This window comes from Lawsonibacter asaccharolyticus (assembly GCF_022453915.1).
Classification (GTDB): domain Bacteria; phylum Bacillota; class Clostridia; order Oscillospirales; family Oscillospiraceae; genus Lawsonibacter; species Lawsonibacter asaccharolyticus.
Window position 1 is genome coordinate 1,454,414 of the sequence record NZ_CP091870.1, and the last position, 26,397, is coordinate 1,480,810.

The 26,397-nt window shown below is 63.6% G+C and carries 23 protein-coding genes; 21 read left to right on the plus strand and 2 right to left on the minus strand.

From position 1 onward, the window contains the following. Positions 1-5: 5 nt before the first annotated feature. From L9O85_RS06900 to dpaL, 4 genes are all read left to right on the plus strand, one after another. The gene (locus L9O85_RS06900; protein ID WP_301580001.1) at positions 6-1,760 is read left to right on the plus strand and encodes a SpoIID/LytB domain-containing protein; all 1,755 of its coding nucleotides are present in this window, start codon (positions 6-8) and stop codon (positions 1,758-1,760) included. 24 nt (positions 1,761-1,784) lie between these two features. Continuing rightward, positions 1,785-2,837 carry a tRNA preQ1(34) S-adenosylmethionine ribosyltransferase-isomerase QueA gene (gene queA, locus L9O85_RS06905; protein ID WP_277102609.1) on the plus strand — a complete coding sequence of 351 codons (1,053 nt, stop codon included), beginning with the start codon at positions 1,785-1,787 and terminating at the stop codon, positions 2,835-2,837. Positions 2,838-2,910: 73 nt separating this feature from the next. Further along, on the plus strand, positions 2,911-4,044 hold the full coding sequence (gene tgt / locus L9O85_RS06910; protein WP_301580003.1) for a tRNA guanosine(34) transglycosylase Tgt: 1,134 nt from the start codon (positions 2,911-2,913) through the stop codon (positions 4,042-4,044). A 38-nt stretch (positions 4,045-4,082) separates the two neighbouring features. Then, the gene (dpaL, locus tag L9O85_RS06915) at positions 4,083-5,279 is read left to right on the plus strand and encodes a diaminopropionate ammonia-lyase (protein WP_050624724.1); all 1,197 of its coding nucleotides are present in this window, start codon (positions 4,083-4,085) and stop codon (positions 5,277-5,279) included. A gap of 418 nt (positions 5,280-5,697) precedes the next feature. Here dpaL and L9O85_RS06920 read toward each other — a convergent pair whose 3' ends face one another. Then, on the minus strand, positions 5,698-7,092 hold the full coding sequence (locus tag L9O85_RS06920) for a PLP-dependent aminotransferase family protein (RefSeq protein ID WP_301580005.1): 1,395 nt from the start codon (positions 7,090-7,092) through the stop codon (positions 5,698-5,700). A gap of 137 nt (positions 7,093-7,229) precedes the next feature. Between L9O85_RS06920 and L9O85_RS06925 the strand changes: the two genes are divergently transcribed. Beyond that, on the plus strand, positions 7,230-7,745 hold the full coding sequence (locus tag L9O85_RS06925; RefSeq protein ID WP_301580007.1) for an ECF transporter S component: 516 nt from the start codon (positions 7,230-7,232) through the stop codon (positions 7,743-7,745). Between the two features lie 203 nt (positions 7,746-7,948). Then, entirely contained in the window at positions 7,949-8,719 is a 771-nt protein-coding gene (sigG, locus tag L9O85_RS06930; protein WP_256181192.1) for an RNA polymerase sporulation sigma factor SigG, read from the plus strand. A 36-nt stretch (positions 8,720-8,755) separates the two neighbouring features. On the opposite strand, the gene L9O85_RS06935 is transcribed toward sigG, so the two are convergent. Beyond that, the gene (locus L9O85_RS06935; protein ID WP_050624728.1) at positions 8,756-9,535 is read right to left on the minus strand and encodes a ZIP family metal transporter; all 780 of its coding nucleotides are present in this window, start codon (positions 9,533-9,535) and stop codon (positions 8,756-8,758) included. 209 nt (positions 9,536-9,744) lie between these two features. Between L9O85_RS06935 and pyrH the strand changes: the two genes are divergently transcribed. From pyrH to hisH, 15 genes are all read left to right on the plus strand, one after another. After that, on the plus strand, positions 9,745-10,461 hold the full coding sequence (gene pyrH / locus L9O85_RS06940) for a UMP kinase (protein ID WP_050624729.1): 717 nt from the start codon (positions 9,745-9,747) through the stop codon (positions 10,459-10,461). Positions 10,462-10,500: 39 nt separating this feature from the next. Next, a complete protein-coding gene (gene frr, locus L9O85_RS06945) occupies positions 10,501-11,055 on the plus strand; it encodes a ribosome recycling factor (protein WP_050624730.1) in 555 nt (184 codons plus the stop codon). Positions 11,056-11,159: 104 nt separating this feature from the next. Further along, a complete protein-coding gene (locus tag L9O85_RS06950) occupies positions 11,160-11,906 on the plus strand; it encodes an isoprenyl transferase (RefSeq protein ID WP_050624731.1) in 747 nt (248 codons plus the stop codon). 3 nt (positions 11,907-11,909) lie between these two features. Next, a complete protein-coding gene (locus tag L9O85_RS06955; RefSeq protein ID WP_050624732.1) occupies positions 11,910-12,728 on the plus strand; it encodes a phosphatidate cytidylyltransferase in 819 nt (272 codons plus the stop codon). Between the two features lie 33 nt (positions 12,729-12,761). Further along, a complete protein-coding gene (locus L9O85_RS06960; RefSeq protein ID WP_301580011.1) occupies positions 12,762-13,892 on the plus strand; it encodes a 1-deoxy-D-xylulose-5-phosphate reductoisomerase in 1,131 nt (376 codons plus the stop codon). A gap of 35 nt (positions 13,893-13,927) precedes the next feature. Then, positions 13,928-15,007, plus strand: a complete 1,080-nt coding sequence (locus tag L9O85_RS06965; protein ID WP_050624734.1) for a M50 family metallopeptidase — start codon at positions 13,928-13,930, stop codon at positions 15,005-15,007. 32 nt (positions 15,008-15,039) lie between these two features. Then, positions 15,040-16,077 carry a flavodoxin-dependent (E)-4-hydroxy-3-methylbut-2-enyl-diphosphate synthase gene (ispG, locus tag L9O85_RS06970; RefSeq protein ID WP_276755834.1) on the plus strand — a complete coding sequence of 346 codons (1,038 nt, stop codon included), beginning with the start codon at positions 15,040-15,042 and terminating at the stop codon, positions 16,075-16,077. Between the two features lie 59 nt (positions 16,078-16,136). Then, positions 16,137-20,312 carry a PolC-type DNA polymerase III gene (locus L9O85_RS06975; RefSeq protein ID WP_301580013.1) on the plus strand — a complete coding sequence of 1,392 codons (4,176 nt, stop codon included), beginning with the start codon at positions 16,137-16,139 and terminating at the stop codon, positions 20,310-20,312. Positions 20,313-20,503: 191 nt separating this feature from the next. After that, positions 20,504-21,016: a ferritin gene (locus L9O85_RS06980; protein WP_050624737.1), complete on the plus strand. Its 513-nt coding sequence runs from the start codon at positions 20,504-20,506 to the stop codon at positions 21,014-21,016. A gap of 168 nt (positions 21,017-21,184) precedes the next feature. Further along, the gene (gene hisZ, locus L9O85_RS06985) at positions 21,185-22,354 is read left to right on the plus strand and encodes an ATP phosphoribosyltransferase regulatory subunit (protein WP_301580016.1); all 1,170 of its coding nucleotides are present in this window, start codon (positions 21,185-21,187) and stop codon (positions 22,352-22,354) included. Beyond that, entirely contained in the window at positions 22,351-22,992 is a 642-nt protein-coding gene (hisG, locus tag L9O85_RS06990) for an ATP phosphoribosyltransferase (RefSeq protein ID WP_050624739.1), read from the plus strand. Before hisZ ends, hisG begins: the two co-directional genes overlap by 4 nt. Next, entirely contained in the window at positions 22,989-24,266 is a 1,278-nt protein-coding gene (hisD, locus tag L9O85_RS06995) for a histidinol dehydrogenase (protein WP_050624740.1), read from the plus strand. Before hisG ends, hisD begins: the two co-directional genes overlap by 4 nt. Positions 24,267-24,307: 41 nt before the next feature. After that, positions 24,308-25,168, plus strand: coding sequence for a VanW family protein (locus L9O85_RS07000; RefSeq protein ID WP_430688787.1), 861 nt, complete (start codon positions 24,308-24,310; stop codon positions 25,166-25,168). Next, positions 25,168-25,779 carry an imidazoleglycerol-phosphate dehydratase HisB gene (gene hisB / locus L9O85_RS07005; protein WP_050624742.1) on the plus strand — a complete coding sequence of 204 codons (612 nt, stop codon included), beginning with the start codon at positions 25,168-25,170 and terminating at the stop codon, positions 25,777-25,779. The genes L9O85_RS07000 and hisB overlap by 1 nt, the downstream gene beginning before the upstream one ends. Continuing rightward, positions 25,779-26,387: an imidazole glycerol phosphate synthase subunit HisH gene (hisH, locus tag L9O85_RS07010; protein ID WP_108981261.1), complete on the plus strand. Its 609-nt coding sequence runs from the start codon at positions 25,779-25,781 to the stop codon at positions 26,385-26,387. Before hisB ends, hisH begins: the two co-directional genes overlap by 1 nt. Positions 26,388-26,397: the final 10 nt, after the last annotated feature.

The window sequence follows — 26,397 nt, forward strand, 5'->3', positions numbered from 1 at the left end:
CCAGTATGAGAAAAAAACTGTTGGAATTTTTAGCGCTGTCTCTTGCATTTGTCTTGTGCGTCCCCACGGCCGGGGCGGCCCGGCGGGGGGAGGAGATGGTCCGGGTGGGCCTGGCCTACGGCAGCGGCGCCCTGGTGGGGGCCAACCTGGAGAACAACACGGGCTACGGCTCCGGCTACCGCTTCGGCTACTTTGACGAAGACCTGCGGTTCGAGGAGCTGGGGGAGACCGACGAGAAAGAGACCCAGATCACCGTGCTGAAAGCCCAGAACACCTGGTTCTACTATGACAGGAGCAGCGGAAAATATATCTACTCCAACTCGGACAACGGGGGCACTGTGGTGGGCTGCTTCCACCTGCTCATCGACTCCTTCCGGCGCTTTGACGACGCGGCGGAGGAGGCAGAGGAGTACGACGGCGGCTTCGTGGCCTGGATCGACGGGGAATATCAGGTCCGGGTGGGAGCCTACCTCTCCAAGGAGGACGCCCTGGACGCCGCCGATGAGCTGGGCGAAGGGGAGGTCGTGGGGACCAGCGCCTATGCCGTCACAGTGATTCAGACGGGGACCGACCGGGTCCTGTTCCAGTTTGACGGGGGAGAGGACCTGGCCCTGGGCATCATGCCGGACGTGACCGGCGAGGATGAGGTCCGGACCTGGTTCCAGGGGTACAAGTACCACGGCGGCTTCCGCTATGAGCGCATCGGCGGCGGAGACCTGACGGTGGTCAGCGTGGTGGACATGGAGACCTACATCAAGGGGGTGATCCCCTTTGAGATGAGCAACGACTGGCCCCTGGAGGCGCTGAAGGCCCAGGCCATCTGCGCCAGGAGCTATGCCTACAACAACATCTCTCAGAACAAGCACAGCGCCCACCACTTCGACGTGTGCAGTTCCACGGACTGCCAGGTCTACCGGGGGGCCGGCTCCAACGTCAGCAGCTATCAGTCCACAGACCGCACTGACCGGGCGGTGGAGGAGACAGCGGGGGAGTACGCCCTCTATGACGGCACGGTGATCGAGGCGTTCTACTCCTCCAGCCACGGCGGGGCCAGCGAGGACGTGTACAACGTCTGGGGCTCCTCCCGGGAGAAATATCCCTACCTGTGCGGGGTGGAGGACCCCTATGAGCAGGATGTGGCCAGCCTGAATTCCTACTCCTCCTGGACCGTGCGCTATACGGCCTCGGAGCTGACCAGCCTGCTCCAGAAATGGGGGGGCGTGAACGCCTCGGTGGAGTCGCTGACCCTGACCTACTCGGACCTGGGCAACGTGATCCAGGTGAAGGTCAATTATACCAACGGGGAGAGCAGCACCATCCGCCAGCGGAGCACTGACCTGCGCAATCTGTTCGGCCTGCCCTCCATCCGCTTCACCATCAACGGGGCGGAGGCGGAGCCCGGTTCCCCCTCCGGCGGGAGCCTGAGCGGGGAAGGGCTGAGCGGCAGGAGCCGCCTCTACACCATCAGCGGAACAGGAGCCCTGAGCCGGGAGGACCGGGATGACCTGTATGTCATCTCCGGGGCGGGGTCCATCGACCGGATGGGAGAGCAGACGGGGAGCTCCGGAGGAGACACAGGCGCTGTGGCGGGCACCGAGGTCACGGTGAGCGGCAGCCAGTATGTATTCCAGGGCTCCGGCTGGGGCCACCAGCTGGGCATGAGTCAGTACGGTGCCTACGCCATGGCGGAGCGGGGATTCGACTACGACGAGATCGTGGAATTCTATTTCCCGGGGGTCGAGGTCGATGCCCTGGACTAAGAGAAAAGAGGACAAGGAAGTACATTGAAGACATCTGATTTTGATTTTGAACTGCCGGAGGAGCTGATCGCCCAGACTCCACTGGAGCGCAGGGATGCTTCCCGCCTGCTGACGCTGGACAAGTACACGGGCGAAACGGGCCACCACCATTTCTATGAGCTCCCCCGGTTTTTGAGACCAGGGGACTGCCTGGTGCTCAACGACTCCCGGGTACTGCCCGCCCGGCTGATCGGCCGCCGGTCCACCGGCGGCGCCTGCGAAGTGCTGCTCCTCATCGACAGGGGGGAGGGCCTGTGGGAGTGTCTGGTCCGGCCGGGGCGGAAGATGAAGCCCGGCGCTCAGCTCTCCTTCGGGGAGGGGAAGCTCACCGCCACGGTGGAGGCGGAGCTGCCCGGCGGGAACCGGCTGGTCCGCTTCCACTACCAGGGGATCTTTCTGGAGATCCTGGAGGAGCTGGGCCGGATGCCTCTGCCCCCCTATATCAAGGCGGAGCTCCAGGACAACGAGCGGTATCAGACCGTCTACTCCAAAGTGCTGGGGTCCGCCGCCGCTCCCACCGCCGGCCTGCACTTCACGCCGGAGCTGCTGCGCCAGGTGGAGGAGATGGGGGTCAGGCTGTGCTATGTGACGCTCCATGTGGGGCTGGGGACCTTCCGCCCGGTGAAGGAGGAGGAGATCACCGACCATGAGATGCACTCCGAGTACTGCATGGTCCCCGGGGAGACCGCCCGGATCATCAACGAGACCCGGAAGAACGGGGGGCGGGTGATCTGTGTGGGCACCACCTCCTGCCGCACGGTGGAGAGCTTTGCAGCGGAGGACGGGACCATGGAGGAGTCTGCCGGCTGGACGAACATTTTCATCTATCCCGGCTACCGCTTCAAAGTGCTGGACGGGCTGATCACCAATTTCCACCTGCCGGAGTCTACGCTGATCATGCTGGTCTCCGCCCTGGCAGGCCGGGAGCACGTGCTGGCCGCCTACCGGGAGGCGGTGCGGGAGCGATACCGGTTTTTCTCCTTCGGAGACGCGATGCTGATCGCGGACTTCAAAGAGCAGGAAAGGGAAAAGGGCTGACAGAAAGCTGCGGGCTTTTTCCGGCGGATCAAAGGCCCCGGCGGGGAACAAGATACGGTAAAGGAGTTTTTTTGTGTTTCAGATCCTGAAGACGGAGGGCAGGGCCAGGCGTGGCGTGTTCACCTGCGCCCATGGAACTGCCCAGACCCCTGTTTTTATGAATGTCGGGACCCAGGGGGCCATCAAGGGGGCGGTCTCCTCCCACGACCTGAAGACGCTGGGCTGTCAGATCGAGCTGTCCAACACCTACCACCTCCACCTGCGGCCGGGAGACGGGGTGGTGCGGCAGCTGGGCGGACTGCACCGGTTTATGGACTGGGATGGCCCCATCCTCACCGACAGCGGCGGATTTCAGGTCTTTTCTCTGTCCGGCCTGCGTAAGATAACGGAGGAGGGCGTCACCTTCGCCTCCCATATCGACGGACGTCGGATCTTCATGGGACCGGAGGAGTCCATGCAGATCCAGTCCAATCTGGGCAGCGACATCGCCATGGCCTTTGACGAGTGCATCGAGAACCCCGCCCCCTTCGACTATGTGGAGGCCTCCTGTGCCCGGACCTACCGCTGGCTGGAGCGCTGCGTGGCGGAGCACCAGCGGCTGAACCGGCAGCCCGGCTGTGTCAATCCCCAGCAGATGCTCTTCGGCATCAACCAGGGCGGGACCTACCCGGAGCTGCGGGTGCGGCACATGGAGCAGATCGCCCAGCTGCCCTGTGACGGTTTCGCCATCGGGGGGCTGGCGGTGGGGGAGCCCACGCAGACCATGTACGACATCATCGACGCGGTGGAGCCCCATATGCCCCGGGAGAAGCCCCGCTACCTCATGGGGGTGGGGACCCCCTCCAACATCATCGAGGGCGTGGCCCGGGGCATCGACTTCTTCGACTGCGTCATGCCCGCCCGGAACGCCCGCCACGGCAAGCTCTTCACCTGGGAGGGCACCATCAACATCAAGAATGAGAAGTATAAGCTGGATGACCGCCCCATCGACCCCGCCTGTACCTGCCCCACCTGTGCCGCCTTCTCCCGGGCCTATGTCCGCCATCTGCTGGCGGCGGGGGAGATGCTGGCCATGCGGCTGGCTGTCATGCACAACCTGCATTTCTATAACGAGCTGATGGCCCGCATCCGGCAGGCCCTGGACGAGGGGCGCTTTGAGGCGTTCCGGGCGGAATACAGCAAAAAGCTGGGGAGACCGGCGCCCTGAGGATACGCCGGGAATGAGATCGAACAGGAGTGAATCGCATGGAACACTTTGCATCTGTCCTGCGCCCGCGGGGGCAGCGTCCCGGGGCCGACCTGACCCTGACCAGTCCCGGGGAGGCGGAGAAGGCCCGCCGCTTCCACAGCGGCCTGCCGGGCTATGCCCCTACTCCGCTGGTATCCCTGGACGGCCTGGCCCACAGTCTGGGCGTGTCCAAGATCTGGATCAAGGATGAGTCCAAGCGGTTCGGCCTCAACGCCTTCAAGGCGCTGGGCGGGAGCTATGCCATGGCCCGGTGTCTGTCGGAAAAGCTGGGGAAGCCCTTGGAGGAGATGAGCTTTGAGGAGCTGTGCGCCCCCGCCGCCCGCCGGGCGCTGGGGGACATCACCTTCGTCACTGCCACCGACGGAAACCACGGCCGCGGAGTGGCCTGGGCGGCCCGGCTGCTGGGCCAGAAGGCGGTGGTCTACATGCCCAAGGGGAGCGCGGCGGAGCGGCTGGAGAACATCCGCGCCCAGGGCGCCCAGGCGGAGATCACCGAGTATAACTATGATGACGCGGTCCGCCTGGCGAACCGGATGGCGGAGGAGCACGGCTGGATCTTGATCCAGGACACAGCCTGGCCGGGCTATGAGGAGATCCCCGCTCATATCATGCAGGGCTATACCACTTTGGCCGCCGAGACCCTCCAGCAGCTGGAGGAGCAGGGGGCGGAGAGGCCCACCCATCTGTTTCTCCAGGCGGGGGTGGGCAGCTTCGCCGGTGCGGCGCTGGGCTTCTTTACCTCCGTATGGGGGGAGGAGCGGCCGGTCACCGCCATCGTGGAGCCAGACCGGGCCGACTGCCTGTTCCGCACCGCCCAGGCCGACGACGGGGCGCTGCACTTCGTCACCGGGGACATGGACAGCATGATGGCGGGTCTGTGCTGCGGAGAGCCCTGCACCATCAGCTGGAAGATCATCGATGCCTACGCGGATGCCTTCCTGTCCTGCGGGGACGGATACGCCGCCCGGGGAATGCGTCTGCTGGCCCGGCCGGAGGAGGGCGACCCGGCGGTGGTGTCCGGGGAGTCCGGCGCAGTGACAGCCGGGGTGCTGGATGCCCTGATGCGGGGAGACGCCCCGTCAGAGGTGCGGCAGGCGCTGGGCCTGAACGAGTCCTCCCGGGTGCTCCTGGTGAGCACCGAGGGGGACACCGACCAGGAAAATTACCAGCGGATCATCAACGGGGAGGACTGATCCCCGTGTTGGTCCCGGTCCCCCGCAGGGGACCGGGACCAACAGCTTTCTCTTTTACAGGAAAGGCGGCATAGCAGAAGCTGTAACAGATGAGGCGGGAAAAGGGACGCTGCAAAAAGCGCAGGAGCGCCAGCTCCTGCGCTCAGGCTGTCAAAAGACCTTTTTCAGGGACGGATATTTCAAGGCCGGGAGGGGGAGCTCGAGGGGGCGGCAGCCCGCCTCGAATGGGATATCATCCGCCACAGCCCTTGTACAACAAGGGCTGTGGCCAGCAAAGCGAGGACTTTTCCGCCCCACACTGGGCGGAAAAGAAACGGGACGCAGGAGCGCCAGCTCCTGCGCTTTTTATCATTTATCGAGATTGGGCGGAGTGAGATTTTTTGCTTGCCCCCTCCTAAAGAGTTTTTACGCCCCGGACTCAGTGGAGCAGCGCAGCCAGCTCCCTCAGGGTCTGGGGCAGGCGCTCCATCTGGATGCCCGGGTAGCTGATGACCAGAAAGTGCTGGTGCTCCGGGCCGGGGGAGGCGCAGAACTCCGACAGGAAGGAGAGGCGGATGCCCCGCGCACGGGCCAGCTGGGTCAGCTCCTGGTCGCCGCGCTCCGTCTCCAGCCGGACCAGGAAGTGGAGCCCCGCGTCCGCACCGGAGATCTGGGCCCGGCCGGCCAGGCCGCTGGCCTCCAGGGCCTCCAGCACCTGGTCACGGAGGGCCCGGTAGCGGTTCCGGGCCCGGCTGAGGTGCTGCTCGAAGCGCCCCTCTGAGAGGAAGGAGGCCAGGGTGTACTGCTCCAGGGCGGGGACGGTGGAGGAGTAGAACCCCAGGCGCTGGTGATAGCGGTCCAGCAGGGTGGGAGGCAGCACCAGATAACTGATGCGCAGGGAGGGGGCCAGAGCCCGGGAGAAGGTGTTCAAATAGATGACCCGGTCCGCCTGGTCGATGCTCTGGAGGGCAGGGATGGGAAGCCCTGTAAAGCGAAATTCGCTGTCGTAGTCATCCTCGATGAGATAGCGGTCCCCGCCCTGGGCGGCCCAGCGGAGCAGGGCCTGACGCCGCCCCGCCGGGGTGACGGCCCCGGTGGGGAACTGATGGGAGGGGGAGAGGTGGACCACCTGAGCCGGGGAGGCGGCGAGGGTCTGGGGGGAGATCCCCTGTCCGTCCACCGGGAGGGAGATGCAGCGGGCCCCGTTGAGGGCGTAGATCCTGGCGGGCTTTGGGTATCCCGGGTCCTCCACGCCATAGACCAGCTTCCGGCCCAGGAGCTGTACGATGAGGTTATACAGATATTCGGACCCCGAGCCCACCACGATCTGCTCCGGGGAGACGGAGAGGCCCCGCAGGCGGTACAGGGTGCCGGCGATGGCTTCCCGCAGCTCAGGGACCCCGCTGTGGGGCACGGGACGCAGGAGATCTGGACCACGCTGGGACAGTACCTGCCGCATCAGCTTGGCCCAGACAGAGAAGGGGAAGAGCTCTGTGCTCCCGCCGCCTCCCCGCAGATCCATCATCCAGGGCTGCCCCGGGGGCGGAGCATCGGTCCGGATGGGGGGCGGGGACGGGGGACGCAGGGCGGGCTCCAGCTGGGAGACGAAATAGCCGCTCTTTTCCCGGGAAACGATGTATCCCTCCGCAGCCAGCTGAGCATAGGCGCTCTCCACCGTGACGGCACTGACCTTCAGGTGCTCCGCAAGGCTCCGCCGGGAGGGGAGCCGGCTCCCGGCGGTCAGGCGGCCGCAGAGGATGTCATCCCGGATGCAGCGGCAGAGGTAGTCATAGCGGGGGATGGTCCCCCGCCGGTCCAGATCATATGTGAGCATGGTCGCCCTCCTATCTGGCCTGATAAAAAAGAACGAAACTGGACCTTTTCATCAGACCAGATAAGATTAAAATACAGACAGCGGAAAAATGCAAGGACATTTTTCCTGTGAACAGGACAAAAGGAGCGTAGAACGAGATGATTGGAGAAAAAACGAGAAAGCTGGTGTACGCGGCGCTGTTTGCGGCGCTGACCTGTGTGATGACCATGATCGTCAAGATCCCAGTGCCTGCCACGGGGGGCTATGTCAACCTGGGGGACTGCGTGGTGCTGCTGGCCGGGTGGGTGCTGGGTCCAATGTACGGCGGCGCGGCGGCTGGGCTTGGCTCTATGCTGGCCGACCTGGTCAGCGGATACCCTCTGTATGCACCTGGTACCTTTGTGATCAAAGCATGCATGGCGGTCTGCGCCTGGGCAGTATTCCGGGCGGCAGCCGGAGAAAAGCGGGGGCTGGCCGCCCGCATCGGCGGCGCCCTGGCGGGGGAGGCGGTGATGGCGGCGGGCTACTTCGCCTATGAAGGAGTGGTCCTTGGATTCGGCTTGGGGGCGGCTGCCGCCATCCCGGGCAACCTGATCCAGGGCGTTTTCGGCCTGGCGGTCTCGGTGGCCGCGGCGGAGGCCCTGTCCCGCAGCGGCGCGGTCAAGGAACTGTGACGGCCTGAACGGCTGCGCTCCGCCCCGCCCCCAGATGGGGGCCGGGGCGGAGCGCGTACTGCCTGCTGTCCCGCTTTCCGGCTGTTCCTGAAATTCCATCGAACCCTGTCGAGCGTTAAAATTTTTAAGCCGCTCCCCGCGGTATGAAACCCTCTGTCCCGGAGATACTGAAAGCACAGTATCATGGCAGGAGGTTCCAACAGATGCAAAACAAGGTGGAGATCTGCGGGGTAAACACGTCAAAGCTGAAGGTCCTGAAAAACGATGAGACCCAGGCCCTCCTGCTCCGGGCCAAGCAGGGGGACATGAAGGCCCGGGAGGAACTGATCGCGGGCAACCTGCGGCTGGTCCTCTCGGTGATCCAGCGCTTTGCCAACCGGGGGGAGAACGCGGACGACCTGTTCCAGGTGGGGTGCATCGGCCTCATCAAGGCCATCGACAACTTCAACACGGATCTGGACGTGCGCTTCTCCACCTATGGCGTGCCCATGATCGTGGGGGAGATCCGGCGGTACCTCCGGGATAACAGCACCATGCGGGTGTCCCGGGCCATGCGGGACACGGCGTACAAGGTGCTCCAGGCCAAGGAGGCCTATATGGCCGAGCACCAGCGAGAGCCAACCGTAGACGAGATAGCCAGGATGCTGGAGCTCAAGCGGGAGGAAGTGGTCTTTGCCCTGGATGCCATCGTGGACCCGGTCTCCCTCTACGAGCCGGTGTACTCCGACAGCGGGGATACCATCTGTGTCATGGATCAGGTGCGGGACAGCAAAAACACGGACGAGAACTGGCTGGAGCAGATCGCACTGCGGGAAGCCATTGCCAAGCTGTCGGACCGGGAGAAGCGCATCCTGTCCCTCCGTTTTTTTCAGGGAAAGACCCAGATGGAGGTGTCCACCGAGGTGGGGATCTCCCAGGCCCAGGTGTCCCGCCTGGAGAAGAACGCCCTGCGCCAGATCAAAAAGGACCTGTGAACAGCCGCCTCAGGGCGGCTTTACATATTTGTAGACTCAGCCCAGGGCTACGTCCAGGATCATCATGAGCAGGAACCCGGCCATTACCCCCAGAGTTCCGCCCCGGGAGGAGTGGTCCTCCAGGTGGGCGCCCGGGATCAGCTCCTCCACGACCACATACAGCATGGCGCCGGCTGCAAAGGAGAGCAGCCAGGGCATCAGCGGCTGGAGGCTGCCCACCATCAGGACGGTGAGCAGGGCGAAAATGGGCTCCACGACGCCGGACAGGGCCCCCATCCAAAAGGATTTGGCCCGGCTGAGCCCTTCCTGGCGCAGAGGCAGGGCGATGGCAGCCCCCTCGGGGAAGTTCTGGATGCCGATACCCAGGGCCAGAGCGACGGCGGCGGTGAGCTGGGCGGGGGTGTCCCCCTGGGAGGCCAGCGCAAAGGAGATGCCCACCGCCATCCCCTCCGGGATGTTGTGGAGAGTGACGGCCAGGACCAGAAGGGGGGTCCGGCGGCCCAGATGGCGGAAGGATTCAGGGGTGAGCTGGGGGAGCAGGGCGTCCATGGCCAGCAGGAAGGCGATGCCCAGGACGGACCCCCCAGCGGCCGGGACCCATCCCACCATGCCCATGGCCTCCGCCTCCTCGATGGCGGGGATCAGGAGGCTCCACATGCTGGCGGCGATCATCACGCCGGCGGCGAACCCCAGGAAGATCCGGTGGACCGTGGGGTCAGGGCGGCTCCGGAAGAAAAATACGGTGGCCGCCCCCAGGGCGGTGAGCAGAGCGGTGAACCCTGTTCCGCCGGCGGCCCATAACAGTGCCTGTGCCAATGTACTGTTCCTTTCCCGGCGCGGGTCACGCGCCGCTGTGATAGGCGGGGAGCGCACTGACGGCTCCCCCCGCTTCACACTATGCGGGAGGGGGTGTCCCGGTGCTCCTCCAGGGAAAATGAAAAACTTTGCCGTACCCCCTATGCAAAAGAGGAGAATTATATTAGAATAGGGATGAATCATTGATCTTGATGCGAGGAGTGTTTCCAATGGAACAGCCAAAGTATAAACGCGTGCTGCTGAAGATCAGCGGCGAGGCCCTGGCGGGGGATGCCTCCCGGGGACTGGACTTCAACGTGATCGGACAGGTGTGCGAGGTCATCAAGGAGTGCACCCAGCTGGGCGTGCAGGTGGGCGTCGTGGTAGGCGGCGGAAACTTCTGGCGCGGGCTGAAGGACGGCGGCGACCGGATGGAACGGGTCCGGGCCGACCACATGGGGATGCTGGCCACCAGCATCAACGCCCTGGCCCTGGCGGACGTGCTGGAGCAGAAGGGAGTGGACGTCCGGGTCCAGACTGCCATCGAGATGCGGGCGGTGGCGGAGCCCTATATCCGCTCCAGAGCCATCCGGCACCTGGACAAGGGCCGGGTGGTCATCTTCGGCTGCGGCACGGGGAACCCCTTCTTCTCCACGGACACAGCTGCGGTCCTGCGGGCGGCGGAGATCGACGCCGATGTGATCCTCCTGGCCAAGAACATCGACGGAGTTTATTCAGCCGACCCAAAGGTGGACCCCAAGGCGGTCAAATACGACACCATCACCTACGACGACGTGCTGGCTCAGCATCTCCAGGTGATGGACTCCACCGCCACCTCGCTCTCCATGGACAACAAGATCCCGGTGCTGCTCTTCGCTCTGAAGGACCCTCAGAACATCATCCGGGCGGTCATGGGAGAGAAGATCGGAACCATTGTAAAAGGCTGAACCAAGGCGCCAGCTGACAACAGAAAGGAAGATTCGACGATGAGCCCTGAGACAAAAGTTTACGATGCCAAGATGCAGAAGACCATCGAAGTGGTCAAGGCCAACTTCGCCTCTGTCCGTGCCGGACGGGCCAATGCCGGCGTGCTGGACCGTATTTTCGTGGAGTACTACGGCACGCCCACCCCGCTCAACCAGGTGGCGGCCATCTCCTCCCCCGACCCCCGCACCCTGATGATCCAGCCCTGGGACGGCACCCTGCTCAAGGCGATCGAGAAGGCCATCCAGACCTCTGACCTGGGCATCAATCCCCAGAACGACGGCCGGGTGATCCGCCTGGGCTTCCCCCAGCTGACAGAGGAGCGCCGCCGGGATCTGACCAAGCAGGTGCACAAGTACGGTGAGGAGGGCAAGGTGGCCCTTCGGAACATCCGGCGCGAGGCCATGGATGAGATCAAAAAACAGGTCAAGAAGAGCGAGATCACCGAAGATGACCAGAAGCAGCTGGAAAAGGAGCTTCAGGACCTGACCGACAAGCGGTGCAAAGAGGTGGATGAGCTGACCGCGAAAAAGGAGCAGGAGCTGATGGCGGTCTGAGCGATGCGGGCTGCACAATGCAGGATGCGGAATGTTCTCAAGACGTTCATTCTTCATTCTGCACGTGCGCTCTCAGCATTTTGTTTGGGTAAGGAAGATCAGATATGCCGCTGTTTACAAAGAAGCCTCAGCCGGAGGTACAGGTTGACTTTCAGGACCTGCCCCGGCATATCGCCATTATCATGGATGGAAATGGCCGGTGGGCCAAAAAGCGGGGGCTGCCCCGTTCGGCGGGACATGCCGCCGGGGCGGAGACTTTCCGCACCATCGCCACCTACTGCAAGGAGATCGGCCTGGAGTATCTGACGGTCTATGCCTTTTCCACGGAAAACTGGAAGCGGCCGGAGGATGAGGTGGGCGCCATCATGGGCCTGCTGAAGAAGTACCTGCTGGAGGCCATCGGACAGATGGAACGGGACAAGGTGAAGATGGAGTTTTTCGGGGACCTCTCTCCGCTGTCCCAGGAGCTCCGGGACCTGTGTGAGCAGACCCGACGCATCTCCAAGAGGTACGACGGCTGTCAGGTGAATATCTGCCTGAATTATGGCGGACGGGACGAGATCCTCCGGGCCGCCCGGGCCTATGCCCTGGACTGTGTAGAGGGGAGGGCGGACCCCAACCACCTGACACAGGAGAACTTCTCCGGCTACCTGTTCTCCCGCGGGGTGCCGGACCCGGACCTGATCATCCGCCCCAGCGGGGAGCTGCGCCTATCCAATTTCCTGCTGTGGGAGTCCGCCTATGCGGAGTTCTACTTTACGGATGTGCTGTGGCCGGATTTCAGCAAAGCAGAGCTGCTGCGGGCCATCGCCAGCTATCAGAGCCGGGCCCGGCGATTTGGAGGTATTTGAGAAATGGTGACGCGCATCCTCTCGGCTGTAGTATTGGCCCCGCTGTTTTTTGTTGTCCTGTTCTTTCTGCCGCCCGTCTTTCTCGCGGTACTGCTGGCATGCATCACCGCGCGGGCGTCCTTTGAGCTGCTGAGGGCCACCAAGGTGGCCCACCACAATGGAATGTATGTCTACACGGCGGCGGCGGCCGGCCTGATCCCCCTGACCTTCTGGCTGGGGTGGGGGAACTGGTCCCTGGCTGCCCTGTCCCTGCTACTGATGGCCGCTCTTTTTCTGGGGGCCATCCGCCGCTTTGACAGCGGCAGCGCGATCTCCCTGGAGGATCTGCTGGTGTGTATGTTCGGCGGGATCGTGATCCCGGCGTTCCTGTCCACGCTGGTGCTGCTCAAGGGGATGGAGAGCGGCAGATATCTGGTCCTGCTGCCGGTGATCTCCGCTTTCCTCACGGATGCGGGCGCCTACTTCGTGGGGGTGTTCTTTGGGAAGCACAAAGGCATCACTCGGGTCAGCCCCAACAAATCACTGGAGGGCTATGCCGGCGGCATCCTGTTCGGGGGGCTGTTCATGCTGCTCTACGGAGCCATTTTGCATCAGTTCGGCGGGATAGAAGTGAATTTCCCTCTGATGGTGGTCTACGGGCTCGTGGGAAGCGCCATTACAGAGCTGGGGGATCTGTCTTTCTCTCTCATCAAGCGTCAGTATGGGATCAAGGACTATGGAAATGTGATCCCCGGCCATGGCGGGATGCTGGACCGCTTCGACAGCATGACCTTTGCGGCTCCGGCTCTCTGGCTGATGGTGACTCTGTTTCCAGCCTTTTAGGCGGATACGGTGGTCAGCGAGGAGTTTTGTCATATGAGCAGATGTATTTCAATATTGGGCTCCACCGGTTCCATCGGGCGGCAATCATTGGATGTGATTGCCGCCTGTGGCATGCGTGCGGCGGCGCTGACTGCCAACCGGAGCGTCCGGGAGCTGGAGGAGCAGGCACGCCGGTTCCGGCCGGAGCTGGCCGTCCTGATGGAGGAGGACGCCGCAGCTGATCTGAAGGTCCGCCTGGCGGACACGGGGGTCCGGGTGGCCGCCGGGATGGAGGGGCTGCTGGAGGCCGCATCCCTGCCCGGTGCGGACACTGTGCTCACCGCAGTGGTGGGGATGGTGGGGCTGCGCCCCACCCTGGCCGCCATCCGGGAGGGAAAGCGCATCGCCCTGGCCAACAAGGAGACCCTGGTATGTGCGGGGGAGCTGGTGATGTCGGCAGCGGAGGCGTCCGGCGCGGAGATCCTGCCGGTGGACTCGGAGCACTCCGCCCTCTTCCAGAGCCTGGAGGGCTGCCGGGACCGGGGAGGTGTGAAGAGGCTGATCCTGACCTGCTCCGGGGGGCCCTTTTATGGGCGTACGACCTCAGAGCTGAAAGGAATGACAAGGGAGGACGCCTTACAGCATCCAAACTGGTCCATGGGGGCCAAGATCACTGTGGATTCCGCCACTCTAATGAATAAGGGCCTGGAATTTATCGAGGCGATGCACCTGTACCACATGCCTCCGGAGAAAATTTCCATTGTGATTCACCGGGAGAGTATTATCCACTCCCTTGTGGAATACTGTGATAATGCCATGATCGCCCAGCTGGGGACGCCGGACATGCGTCTGCCCATCCAATACGCCCTGACCTGGCCTGAGCGCATCCCAGGACCGGCATCACCGCTGGACCTGTGGAACTGTGGGCCGCTCACCTTCGGCACGCCGGATCTGGATACATTCCGCTGCCTTCCCCTGGCACTGGAGGCAGCGCGGACAGGCGGCACAGCGGGGGCCATCTTAAACGGGGCCAATGAGGCGGCGGTGGCCCGGTTCCTGGAGGGGAAGATCGGGTTCCTGGACATCGCAGAACAGGTCGCCCGGGCCATGGATCAGGTCCCTGTGGTCCAGCGGCCCACTCTGGAGGACATTCTGGAGGCGGACCGGGCGGCCCGCGCCGTATGAGACAAGGTCCAGACTGATTTTCTTTTGGAGGTTCTATGCTCGGTTCTGTTCTTTTTTATGTTGTCATCGCGGTACTGATTTTCGGCGTGCTGATCGCCACCCATGAGCTGGGGCATTTTGCCACCGCCAAGCTGCTGGGGGTGCAGGTGAATGAGTTCGCGGTGGGCATGGGGCCCGCTCTCTGGAAGAAGGAGAAGGGGGAGACACTTTACAGTATTCGTGCCCTGCCCATCGGCGGATACTGCGCCATGGAGGGGGAGGATGAGGAGAGCGACAACCCCCGGGCCTTCGGCCGGGCCAGCGGGTGGAAAAAGATCGTCATCCTCTGCGCCGGGGCTTTCATGAATTTTCTGACCGGCTTTGTGCTGATCCTGATCCTTTTTTCCCAGGCCACCGGTTTCGTGCTGCCCACCATCGACGGCTTTCTGGAGGGCTACGGTGTGGAGGACAGCGGGCTCCAGCCCGGGGACGTGGTCTACTCCCTGGACGGACACCGGATCTACAATTATAATAACCTGACCTTCTTTCTCGGCCGGGCGGGGGATACCCTGGATTTCGTGGTGCTCCGGGACGGCGAGAAGGTCCGCCTGGACGGCGTTGAGATGCCCCTCCAGGCCCGCACGGATGAGGAGGGGAAGACCACATACCTGCGGGGGATCAGCGTGGGGCGGGAGATCATCCCCGCCACCCTGGGCAGCAAGCTGCTGTACAGCTGGTACAACAGCCTGGATTTTGTGCGCACGGTCTGGATCAGCCTGGGAGATCTGGTCTCCGGGGTGGTTGGACTGCGGGACCTGTCAGGCCCGGTGGGCATCGTGACCACCATCTCCCAGGTGGGGACCCAGTCTGAGACGGTGGGGGACGCGGTGTATAACATCCTCTACCTGTCTGCGCTGATCGCAGTGAACCTGGCGGTGATGAATCTGCTGCCCCTCCCCGCGCTGGATGGGGGACGCATTTTCTTTCTGTTCCTGAACGGCCTGCTCTTCGGGCTGTTCCGCAGAAAGATCGACCCCAAGTATGAGGGGTACGTCCATATGGCGGGGCTGGCCCTGCTGCTGACCCTGTCCCTGGCTGTGACTTTCAGCGACGTGGGCAAGCTGTTCGGCGTCTAGCCGGACCAGATATGGGAAAGGAAGAGGTTTCAATGACCAGACAGATCCATGTGGGCGGCATCCCCATCGGCGGCGGGGCGCCGGTCACCATCCAGTCCATGACCAATACCCGCACCGACGATTTGGAGTCCACCCTGTCCCAGATCCGTTCCCTGGCTGCGGCTGGATGTCAGATCGTGCGGGTGGCGGTCCCTGATCGGGCCGCCGCCCGGGCGGTGGCCAAGATCAAGGAGGCCAGTCCGCTCCCAGTGGTGGTGGATATCCACTTCGACTATAAGTTGGCCCTGGAGGCCATCGCGGCCGGAGCGGACAAGGTCCGCATCAATCCGGGCAATATCGGTGGAGAGGACCGGGTCAAGGCGGTGGCAGACGCCTGCCGTCTGCGGGGCATCCCAATCCGCATCGGTGTCAATGGCGGCTCTCTGGAGAAGGGACTGCTGGCCAAATACGGCGGCGTCTGTCCGGAGGCCATGGTGGAGTCAGCCTTCGGCCACATCCGTCTGCTGAACAAATTCGATTTTGACGACATCTGTGTGTCGCTGAAGTCCTCCAGCGTCCCCATGACCATGCGGGCCTATCAGCTGATGAGAGAGAAAAGCAATTATCCTTTACATATTGGCGTTACCGAGGCCGGGACGGTCCGGATGGGCACCCTGAAGTCTGCGGTGGGCATCGGGGGCCTGCTGGCCCTGGGGATCGGGGACACCATACGGGTCTCCCTCTCCGCCGACCCGGTGGAGGAGGTCTACGCGGCCCGGGACATCCTGAAGGCCGCCGGGGTCCGGCGGGAGGGGGCAGAGCTGGTCTCCTGTCCCACCTGCGGGCGGACCCGCATCGATCTGATCGGCCTGGCTGCCCAGGTGGAGGAGCGGCTGAAGGGGGTGGACAAGCCCATCACGGTGGCGGTGATGGGCTGTGCCGTCAACGGGCCGGGGGAGGCGTCTGCCGCCGACTGCGGGATCGCGGGCGGCATCGGCGAAGGCCTCCTGTTCCGAAAAGGGGAGATCGTGAAAAAGGTCCCCCAGGACCGGCTGGTGGACGAGCTGTTTGCCCTGATCGAGGAACTGTAACACAGGGGGCGCTCCACCATCCCACTGACTGAGAATCAAGCGCAAGGAGCATCTGCATCATGTCCAAGAAGATCCCATTTTTACAAATGTTTGCTGCCCTGTGCCAGTGGCAGGAGTTGGCGGAGGCCGTAGAGGGCTGGGTCATTGTGGCCGCGGCCATTGACAAGGCCAGCCGGAGCGCCCTGGTGACCCTGGATGGGGCCAGGGGAGCCGGGGCCAATCTGATCCGCCAGGCAGAGGAGGCCGTGGCCCGGTGCTACGGGCTCGCCTCAGTGAAGTTTCAGATGGCGGCCCCGGAGCCGGAGACCCCCGCCGAAGCGCCGGCACCGGCGGCTCCTTCTGTGCCTGCCTCCGCACCCCAGACCCGCCCGGCCCATCCTCGGCAGGGGGAGAGCACGGCACCGGAGATGGACGCCTTCGCGCGGACGGAGGCCATTCGGCGGGAGGCGCTGCGGAAGGCCCGGGGGAGCGCGCCGGCGGCCAGACCCAAGGGAAAAGGGGAGGGCAAGCCCTCCGGCAAGACGATTTTCGGGCATGTCATCAAGAAGCGGCCCACCCCCATCGGGGAGCTGGAGCTGGACATGGGCATGGTGGTCATCGAGGGCGATGTCTTTGCCGTGGACAACCGGGAGCTGAAAAAGCGGGGCGCCTGGGTGGTGGCCTTCGATCTGACTGACTACACCGGCTCCATTCGGGTGAACAAATTCTTCCCCGGAGACGAGGGCAAGCCCATCGTGGACGGGGTCAAGAAGGGGATGCACCTCCAGATCCAGGGCCGGCTGAACATGGACCGGTTCTACGGCGACATGGTGCTGGAGCCCATGTCCATCATGGCGGTGCCCAAGCCCATGAAGATGGATGACGCGCCGGAAAAGCGGGTGGAGCTCCACCTGCACACCACCATGTCCGCTATGGACGCCCTCACCTCGGTCGGTCCCAAGCTGGGGCCGGACAAAAACGTGGTCAAGCGGGCGGAGGCCTGGGGCCACCGGGCCATCGCCATCACCGATCACGGGGTGGCCCAGTCCTTCCCGGATGCGTGGCACTCCGCCAAAAATATCAAGATCCTGTACGGCGTGGAGGCGTACTACATCAACGACGTGGATGACAGAGTAGTGGTCCACGGGGAAACAGAACAGCCCTTTGACCAGGAGATCGTCTGCTTCGACATCGAGACCACAGGGCTGAACCGGAAGTACGAGGTCATCATCGAGATCGGCGCCGTAGTGCTGAAAAACGGGGAGATCACCGACCGGTTCAACACCTTTGTCTCCCCCGGCCGCATCCTGAGTCCGGAGATCATCCGCCTGACCGGTATCACCGATGAGATGCTGGTGGGGGCCCCCTCCCAGGAGGAGGCCCTGCGGGCTTTCCTGGCTTTTGCCGGGGACCGGCCCCTGGCGGCCCACAACGCCGACTTCGACATGGGCTTTATCGCCGCCGGCTGCCGGAAATACGGCATTCCCTTCCACAATCCCTCCATCGACAGCCTGATCCTGGCCCAGAACCTGCTGCCTGACCTGGGCAAGTACAAGCTGGACATCGTGGCGGAGCACCTGCACCTGCCCGCCTTCAATCACCACCGGGCCAGCGACGACGCGGCCACGGTGGGCTACATGCTGCCCCCGTTCTTTAAGATGCTGGAGGAGATGGGCCTGCGCCACCTGGGGGAGATCAACGGGGCCATGGTCCACCTGCGCAAGGGAGGAAAGGCCAAGCGCCAGCCCAAGCACCTGATCGTGCTGGCGCGGAACCAGACCGGTCTGCGTAACCTGTACAAGCTCATCTCCCTGGGACATCTGGACTACTTCAAGCGTTACCCCATCATGCTCAAAAGCGTCATCAACGAGAACCGGGAGGGGCTGATCCTGGGCTCCGCCTGCGAGGCGGGCGAGCTCTTCCGGGCGGTGGCGGACGGCAAGGACTGGGAGGAGCTCAAGCGCATCGCCTCCTGGTACGATTATCTGGAGATCCAGCCCCTGTGCAACAATATGTTCATGCTCCGCAAGGGGATGGTCCGCACAGAGGAGGAGCTGCGGGACTTCAACCGGGCCATCGTGGCCCTGGGGAAGGAGCTGGGCAAGCCGGTGTGCGCCACCGGCGACGTCCACTTCCTGGACCCGGAGGACGAGATCTACCGCCACATCCTTCTGGCCTCCAAGGGCTTTGAGGACGCGGACGAGCCCCTGCCCATCTACTTCAAGACCACCACCGAGATGCTGGAGGAATTTTCCTATCTGGGGAAGGAGACCGCCTACGACGTGGTGGTGAGGAATACCAATCTCATCGCGGACTGGTGCGAGCCCATTGAGCCCCTGCCCAAAGGACTGTTTGCCCCCAAGCTTGAGGACTCCGACGGGGAGCTGAAGCGGCTGGTATGGGGCAAGGCCCATGAGCTCTACGGCGAGGAGCCGCCCCAGATCGTGGTGGACCGCATCAACGTGGAGCTGGGGGATATCATCCGCTGCAAGTACGACGTGATCTACATGTCCGCCCAGAAGCTGGTGCAGAACTCCCTGGAGCACGGTTATCTGGTGGGCTCCCGTGGATCGGTGGGCTCCTCTCTGGTGGCATTCATGTCGGGCATCACTGAGGTCAACTCCCTGCCCGCCCACTACCGCTGCCCCAAGTGCAAGCACTCGGACTTTGACTACGCCCAGGACCCCGCCCACCCCTACGGGTGCGGGGCGGATATGCCCGATATGAACTGTCCCGTCTGCGGCACGCCCTATGTGAAGGACGGCTTCAACATCCCCTTCGAGACCTTTCTGGGCTTCGGGGGAGACAAGGTGCCCGATATCGACCTGAACTTCTCCGGCGAGTACCAGTCCAGCGCCCACCGGTACACCTTTGAGCTGTTTGGACAGACCCACGTGTTCCGAGCCGGGACCATTGGTACGGTGGCGGAAAAGACGGCTTTCGGCTATGTGAAGAAGTACCTGGAGGAGCGGGGGAGGACGGCCTCCAAGGCGGAGGAGAACCGCCTGGCTATCGGCTGCACCGGCGTCAAGCGCACCACCGGCCAGCACCCCGGCGGCATGGTGGTCATCCCCCAGGACAAGGAGATCTATGACTTCTGTCCCGTACAGCACCCGGCGGACGACCCCAATACCGATATCGTCACCACCCACTTCGAATATCACTCCATGGAGTCCAACCTGCTGAAGCTGGACATGCTGGGACACGATGACCCCACTATGATCCGAATGCTTCAGGACCTGACTGGGGTGGACCCCCAGAAGATCCCACTGGATGACCCGGGGACCATGTCTATCTTCCAGTCCTCCAAGGTGCTGGGCTATGAGAACGACAAGATCCTGGGGCCCACCGGCGGCACTGCCATCCCGGAGTTCGGCACCTCCTTCGTCCGGGGGATGCTGGAGGACACCCAGCCCAACCAGTTCGATATCCTGGTCCGCCTGTCCGGCTTCTCCCACGGAACCGACGTGTGGCTGGGCAACGCCAAGGACCTGATCACCTCGGGCACCGCCAAGGTCAGCGAGGCCATCGGCTGCCGGGACGACATCATGCTGTTCCTGATCTCCAAGGGGATGGACCCCAAGCGCTCCTTCAAGATCATGGAGGCGGTGCGGAAGGGCCGCGGCCTGCCGGAGGGGGCGGAGGAGGAGATGAAGGAGCACGGGGTGCCTGACTGGTACATCGGCTCCTGCAAGAAGATCGCCTATCTGTTCCCCAAGGCCCATGCGGTGGCCTATGTGATGATGGCCTTCCGCATCGCCTGGTTCAAGGTCCACCGGCCTCTGGCCTTTTACGCCGCCTACTTCTCCATCCGGGCCAAGGCATTTGACCAGGAGTTCATGTGCCAGGGGATGGATGTGTGCCAGAAGAAGATGAGGGAGATCATCGCCAAGGACAAGGATGCCTCCGCGGTGGAGCAGGACATGCTCACTACCTTGGAGGTGTGCTATGAGTTCTATCTGCGTGGATTCACCTTCCGGCGGATGGACCTGTACCTGTCGGACGCCCTCCACTTCCGGGTGGACGAGGAACACAAGGCGCTGATCCCGCCCTTCATCTCGGTGGCGGGGCTGGGGGAAACGGCGGCCCTGTCTCTGGCGGAGCAGGCTAAGGGACGGAGGTTCATCTCTGTAGAGGAGGTCTCCGCTGCCTGCCCCAAGGTCTCCAAGACCCACATCGACAAGCTGACGGAGGCGGGGGCTTTCGGAGATATGCCGGCCACCAGCCAGCTGGACCTGTTCGCCATGCTGGGGTGACCGATGGAACGGTCTGCACAGATGGATGGGATCGAGGTTGCCGGATGCCCGGTTCTGTGTTAGGATAGAGGCAGATCGTGGAGAGGTCGGGGTCCTGATCCGTCTGTCTGTCCCGCACCAGAGCGGGGAACAGAGGGGGAGGATCTTGACTCAGAAAGAGTTTCAGAAAAAAGAAAAAGGAGTTGTTTTTTATGCTGGACGCAAAGGTCGCGCAGCTGCTCAACGAGCAGGTCAACAAGGAGTTTTATTCCGCCTATCTGTACCTGGATTTCTCCATCTACTATGAGGAGGAGGGCCTGGATGGCTTTGCCAACTGGTACAAGATCCAGGCGCAGGAAGAGCGGGATCACGCCATGCTGATGGTGCAGTATCTCCAGAACAACGGCGGAAAGGTGACGCTGGAGGCCATCGCCAAGCCCGACAGGGAGCTGACCAGCCGCCTGCGGGTGCTGGAGCTGGGGCTGGAGCACGAGCGGTATGTCACCGGCCTGATCCACACGCTGTATGAAGCCGCTTACAGCGCCAAGGACTTTCGGACGATGCAGTTCCTGGACTGGTTCGTCAAGGAGCAGGGGGAGGAGGAGAAGAACGCCGAGGACCTGATCAAAAAGATGAAGCTCTACGGCGAGGACGCCAAGGGGCTGTATATGCTCAACAGCGAGATGGCCGCCCGGGTCTACACCGCCCCCTCTCTCGTGCTGTGACCCCAATTTGCTTTGCGCGGAGCAGGACCGGAACGGGTCCTGCTCCGCGCCGCTTTTTCCGGGGCGCAAGATTTTTCTTGACAGCACTTTCTTGTAGTAGTATATTAGCGTAGTAAAGAATGAAAGCGGAGACAGCGCGCTGTCCCGCAGTTGACAAGGAGCCAGGCCATGAAATTGAGTGTCAATACCCCGGAGGGCACCCGCGACCGTCTGTTTGCCGAGTGCATGGGCCGCCGACAGGTGCAGGAGCGGCTGATCCGTCTCTTCCGCCAGCGGGGCTATCGGGAGGTCTCCACCCCGGAGACGGAGTTTTACGACCTATTTGCCCGCTCGGGCAGTGCCATCCCCCAGGAACAAATGGTACAGGTGTTCGACCAAAGTGGGAAGCTCTGCGTCATGCGGCCGGATTCCACCACCCCCATCGCCCGGGTGGCGGCCACAAAGCTTCGGGCCCTGCCCCTGCCCCAGCGGCTGTACTACGACCAGACCGTGTACCGGGCCGGGCCGGCCCACAGCGGCGGGAACCGGGAGCTCCCCCAGTGCGGGGTGGAGCTGATCGGAGCCGCCGGGATGAAAGCGGATCTGGAGATGGTGGCCACAGCAGTGGACGCCCTGCGGGTGTGCGGGGCCTCACGGTTCCATGTGGAGCTGGGCCACGCCGGCTTCTTCCGGGATGTGGCCGCCCGGATGGAGCTGGAGGAGGGGGAGATGGAGCGGATGCGGGCCCTGATCGAGGGCAAAAACTTCGCCGCCCTGCGGGATATGCTCGCCCCCTTCCGGGAGAACCCCGCCAGCGCGGCCCTGCTGCGCCTCTCCCGGCTGTTCGGCGGGCCGGAGGTGCTGGATGAGGCGGAGGCGCTGGCCGGGGAGACGGAGGCGGTGGAGTACCTCCGAGCCCTTTACGGGGAACTGTCTGCGGCGGGATACGGCGCGCTGGTCCGCTTTGACCTGGGGATGGTCCACCAGATCGACTACTATACTGGCGTGGTCTTCCGGGGCTATGTGGAGGGAGCAGGGGACGCGGTGCTGTCTGGCGGACGCTACGACTCGCTGGTGGGGGTATTCGGCCGGGAGGCCCAGGCCACCGGCTTTGCCGTAGATGTGGACGCTATGGCCCGCACCCTGCCCGAGGCTGCCCCATCCGCGCTGGACACTGTGGTCCACTACGCCCCCGGCTACTTGGCCAAGGCGCTGGAGGCGGTGGACAGCCGGCCGGCGGGGACCTGTGAGCTCTCCCCCTGCCGCACGCTGGAATCCAGCTGCAGCCTGGCCAGGAAGAAGGGCGCCAAGACTGTGCTGGTCTTTGATGTGACCGGAGAAAGGGTGGTGAAGGTATGAGCGGCCGTCTGCGTATCGCCCTGACCAAGGGGCGGCTCCAGGACAAGTCGGTGGAGCTGTTTGAGAGGATGGGGCTGGACTGCACCCCCGTCCGGGACCCGGGGCGGCGGCTGGTCCACGCCATCCCCAACTATCCCCTGGACGCTGTGCTGGCCAAGGCGCCCGACGTCATCACCTATGTGGAGCACGGGGTATGTGACCTGGGGGTGGTGGGCAAGGATACCATCCTGGAGAAGGGGGGCGCCTTCTATGAGGTGCTGGACCTGGGCTTCGGCCGCTGCCGCTTCGCTCTGGCAGTGAAGGAGGGGACCGACTTCTATGGGACTTATAAGACCCGGCGAGTGGCCTCCAAGTATCCGGCGGTGACCCGGGCCTTTTTCGCGGAGAAGGGGATGGATGTGGACATCATCAAGATCGAGGGCAGCGTGGAGCTGGCCCCCATCCTCTCTCTGACGGATGCCATTGTGGATATCGTGGAGACCGGGGCTACCCTGAAGGCCAACGGCCTGGTGCCCATCGAGACAGTGGCCCCGGTGTCCGCACGGCTGATCGTCAACACCGCCAGCATGAAGCTGCACAAGAGCCAGATCAACGATTTTATCGACCGCTGTGAGGCGGAATTGGAGAGAGACATATGATTTCCATCATCAAAGCGGATGGCACTTCCGAGGTGCGGCAGCTGGAGGCCATGCGCGCCCGCGCCGCACAGAAAAACGCAGATATCGAGCTGGCTGTCTCAGCAGTCATGCAGAATGTAAAGGAAAATGGCCTTTCGGCTGTCCGGGACTACTCCCGGCAGTTCGACCATAGGGAGCCCTATGAGCTCACCAGGGCGCAGCTGGAGGAGGCCTACCGCAGCTGTCCGGCGGAGCTGATCGCCGCCCTGGAGCACGCCGCGGCCAATATCCGGGACTACAACGAGAAGCTGCTCTCCCGGACCATGGAGTGGACCTCACCGGACGGAGGCCGGGTGGGCCGGATCGTCCGGGGGCTGAGCCGGGTGGGCATCTACGTCCCAGGCGGGACCGCCGCCTATCCCAGCAGCGTGCTGATGAACGCCGTCCCCGCCAAGGTGGCGGGGGTGGAGGAGATCGTCATGGTGACACCGCCCACCGAGAATCTGAACGCCGCCGTGCTGGCGGCGGCCCGCATCGCCGGCGTGGACCGGTGCATTGCAGTGGGCGGCGCCCAGGCGGTGGCCGCTCTGACCTACGGGGCGGGCTTCATCCCCCGGGTGGACAAACTGGTGGGGCCTGGCAACGCCTATGTGGCCGCCGCCAAACGCCTGGCCTACGGCAGTCTGGACATCGACATGGTGGCCGGCCCCTCGGAGGTGCTGGTCATTGCCGACAGGCCGGCGGACCCGAAGTACGTGGCCGCGGACCTGCTCAGCCAGGCGGAGCACGACCGGCTGGCCTCCGCCGTGCTGCTCACCGACAGCTGGGAGCTGGCCCAGGCGGTGGACCGGGAGGTGGTCCGGCAGACCGGGTATCTGGAGCGCTCGGAGATCATGGAGGAATCCCTGCGGGACTTCGGGTGCGCCATCGTCTGTGACAGCCTGGAGCGCTGTGTGGAGCTGGCAAACGAGATCGCCCCGGAGCACCTTGAGATCATGACGGAGGAGCCCAGGGCCCTGCTGCCTCTGGTGAAGAACGCCGGAGCGGTCTTCCTGGGGGCCTATACGCCGGAACCCCTGGGGGACTATCTGGCCGGCCCGGACCATGTGCTGCCCACCAGCGGCACCGCCCGCTTCTTCTCGCCCCTGAGCGTGGACAGCTTTTTGAAGACCATGAGCGTGCTGGAATTCGACCGAGCCGCCCTGGCGCCCATTGCCGGGGAGATCATCACACTGGCAGAGACCGAGCATCTGACTGCCCACGCCAACTCCATCCGGGTGCGGATGGACGGCTGACAGCCCCCGGAGGGGGAACGGGAAAGGAGATCGGGATGAGAATGTCCAAGCGGGCAGATCCCCACGGCCTGCGGTCCAAGCACCGCTCCGCCCTGCGCCTGTGCCTGGGGACCGCCTACTACTCGGCGCGGCGGTACCTGCTGTGGATGTCCGGCAAGTATCGGTTCGCCTCCCAGCGGCAGAAGGACAGGCTGCCCTGCGTCCATATGGCCCACCACACCCCTCTGCTCCGAAAGCTGAAGGATGTGGAGATGCAGTATCAGCACAATAAGATCACCAATTTGAAGCTGGCGGTGGCCCGGCTGGACGGGATCGTGGTCCAGCCGGGGGAGACGCTGAGCTATTGGAAGCTTATCGGCCGCCCCACCTACCGGAAGGGGTATCTGGACGGCGTGCTGCTGAAAAACGGGACCGTGCAGTACGGATGCGGCGGAGGGCTGTGTCAGCTGTCCAATCTCATCTTTTGGATAACCCTGCACACCCCGCTGGAGGTGAAGGAGCGTCACCGCCATGGCTACGACGTCTTTCCCGACTCCAACCGGACCCAACCTTTTGGGAGCGGAGCCACCTGCTTCTATCCCTACGGAGACCTGATGATCTATAATCCCACGGACCGGCCCTTCCAGCTGTGCCTCCGGGTGGGAGAGACGGACCTGGAGGGGGAGTGGCGCTCCGACCGGCCGCCCCAGTTCCGGTATCAGATCGTGGAGCGTCATCATGAGATGCGCCATGAGTGGTGGGGCGGATGCAGCCGCCACAATGAGCTGTATCTCCAGGTCTTTGATCTGGAGGGAGAGCTGCTGGAGGACCGGCTGGTGGTGGAGAACCACGCGATGATGATGTACACCCCGTTTTTGGAGGACAATGCTCCCGACGGGGGGCGGGAAGAGGAGGAAAAATAATGGAAATCCCAGTATATGAGGCGGAGGAGAGCCCTTGCCGGGCCTATGTCATCCAGCGCAGGACCAAGGAGACCCGGATCAGCGTGGACCTGTGCCTGGAAGGCGGCGAGATCCGCATATCCACCGGCATAGGCTTTTTTGACCACATGCTCACAGCCTTCGCTTTTTACGGCGGACTGGGGCTGAAAATAGAGGCCGAGGGAGATCTGGAGGTAGACGGCCACCACACGGTGGAGGACACGGGCATCGTCCTTGGCCAGGCTCTGAACCGGGCCCTGGGGGATCGGAAGGGGCTCCGCCGCTTCGCCTCCGCCTGTATCCCAATGGACGAGGCCCTGTGCTTCACGGTTCTGGACTTTTCTAACCGGCCCTTCCTGGTCTTTGACGCTGATATGCCTCAGCCTATGATCGGGACTTATGATCCCTGCCTCACCGAAGAGTTTCTGCGGGCCCTTGCAGTGAACAGCGGCCTCACTCTGCATATGAAGTGCCTTTATGGAAAAAATGCCCACCACATCACAGAGGCCCTCTTCAAGTCCCTGGGAGCGGCGGTGAAGGAGGCCGTTCAAATCACCGGTACCGGCGTCACTTCCACCAAGGGGGTGCTGTGATGGGCACAGTTGCCATCGTGGACTACGGGGTGGGCAATCTGAAGAGTGTGGCCAACGCCCTGAGCTATCTCGGCTGCAGCAGCTGCATCACCGCCGACCCGGCGGAGCTGGAACGGGCTGACGCCATTATCCTGCCTGGAGTGGGGGCCTTCCCGGACGCGGCGGACCGGCTGCGGAGCGGAGGGCTGGACCAGCATGTGCTGGCCCAGGGTCAGAAGAAGCCGGTGCTGGGCATCTGCCTGGGGATGCAGCTGCTGCTGGAGCAGGGGCGGGAGGTGCGCCCCTGTCCCGGTCTGGGGGTGATCCGCGGCACAGTGGACCGGATACCCACCCAAAGCAAGCTGCCCCACATTGGATGGAACAGCCTGCGGTTTTTTCACCACTCGCCCCTGTTCCGGGGGCTGGACGAGGGGGCGTATGTCTACTTCGTCCACTCCTTCAGCGCCCAAGACACCGATCCTGCTCAGGTGATCGCTGTCACCGATTACGGGCCGGCGGTGACAGCGGCGGTGTCCAGCGGGAACTTCTACGGGACCCAGTTCCACCCGGAGAAGAGCGGCGAGGTGGGGCTGACCATCCTGCGCAATTTCGCAGGGCTGAACTGCTGAGGACCGGCAG

Excerpts from the sequence above, each read along its gene's own strand:
- L9O85_RS06900 (WP_301580001.1), top strand. The coding sequence starts at position 6 with ATGAGAAAAAAACTGTTGGAATTTTTAGCGCTGTCTCTTGCATTTGTC.
- dpaL (WP_050624724.1), top strand. The coding sequence starts at position 4,083 with ATGGAACACTTTGCATCTGTCCTGCGCCCGCGGGGGCAGCGTCCCGGG.
- L9O85_RS06920 (WP_301580005.1), bottom strand. The coding sequence starts at position 7,092 with ATGCTCACATATGATCTGGACCGGCGGGGGACCATCCCCCGCTATGAC.
- L9O85_RS06925 (WP_301580007.1), top strand. The coding sequence starts at position 7,230 with ATGATTGGAGAAAAAACGAGAAAGCTGGTGTACGCGGCGCTGTTTGCG.
- sigG (WP_256181192.1), top strand. The coding sequence starts at position 7,949 with ATGCAAAACAAGGTGGAGATCTGCGGGGTAAACACGTCAAAGCTGAAG.
- pyrH (WP_050624729.1), top strand. The coding sequence starts at position 9,745 with ATGGAACAGCCAAAGTATAAACGCGTGCTGCTGAAGATCAGCGGCGAG.
- frr (WP_050624730.1), top strand. The coding sequence starts at position 10,501 with ATGAGCCCTGAGACAAAAGTTTACGATGCCAAGATGCAGAAGACCATC.
- L9O85_RS06950 (WP_050624731.1), top strand. The coding sequence starts at position 11,160 with ATGCCGCTGTTTACAAAGAAGCCTCAGCCGGAGGTACAGGTTGACTTT.
- L9O85_RS06955 (WP_050624732.1), top strand. The coding sequence starts at position 11,910 with ATGGTGACGCGCATCCTCTCGGCTGTAGTATTGGCCCCGCTGTTTTTT.
- L9O85_RS06960 (WP_301580011.1), top strand. The coding sequence starts at position 12,762 with ATGAGCAGATGTATTTCAATATTGGGCTCCACCGGTTCCATCGGGCGG.
- L9O85_RS06965 (WP_050624734.1), top strand. The coding sequence starts at position 13,928 with ATGCTCGGTTCTGTTCTTTTTTATGTTGTCATCGCGGTACTGATTTTC.
- ispG (WP_276755834.1), top strand. The coding sequence starts at position 15,040 with ATGACCAGACAGATCCATGTGGGCGGCATCCCCATCGGCGGCGGGGCG.
- L9O85_RS06975 (WP_301580013.1), top strand. The coding sequence starts at position 16,137 with ATGTCCAAGAAGATCCCATTTTTACAAATGTTTGCTGCCCTGTGCCAG.
- L9O85_RS06980 (WP_050624737.1), top strand. The coding sequence starts at position 20,504 with ATGCTGGACGCAAAGGTCGCGCAGCTGCTCAACGAGCAGGTCAACAAG.
- hisZ (WP_301580016.1), top strand. The coding sequence starts at position 21,185 with ATGAAATTGAGTGTCAATACCCCGGAGGGCACCCGCGACCGTCTGTTT.
- hisG (WP_050624739.1), top strand. The coding sequence starts at position 22,351 with ATGAGCGGCCGTCTGCGTATCGCCCTGACCAAGGGGCGGCTCCAGGAC.
- hisD (WP_050624740.1), top strand. The coding sequence starts at position 22,989 with ATGATTTCCATCATCAAAGCGGATGGCACTTCCGAGGTGCGGCAGCTG.
- L9O85_RS07000 (WP_430688787.1), top strand. The coding sequence starts at position 24,308 with ATGTCCAAGCGGGCAGATCCCCACGGCCTGCGGTCCAAGCACCGCTCC.
- hisB (WP_050624742.1), top strand. The coding sequence starts at position 25,168 with ATGGAAATCCCAGTATATGAGGCGGAGGAGAGCCCTTGCCGGGCCTAT.
- hisH (WP_108981261.1), top strand. The coding sequence starts at position 25,779 with ATGGGCACAGTTGCCATCGTGGACTACGGGGTGGGCAATCTGAAGAGT.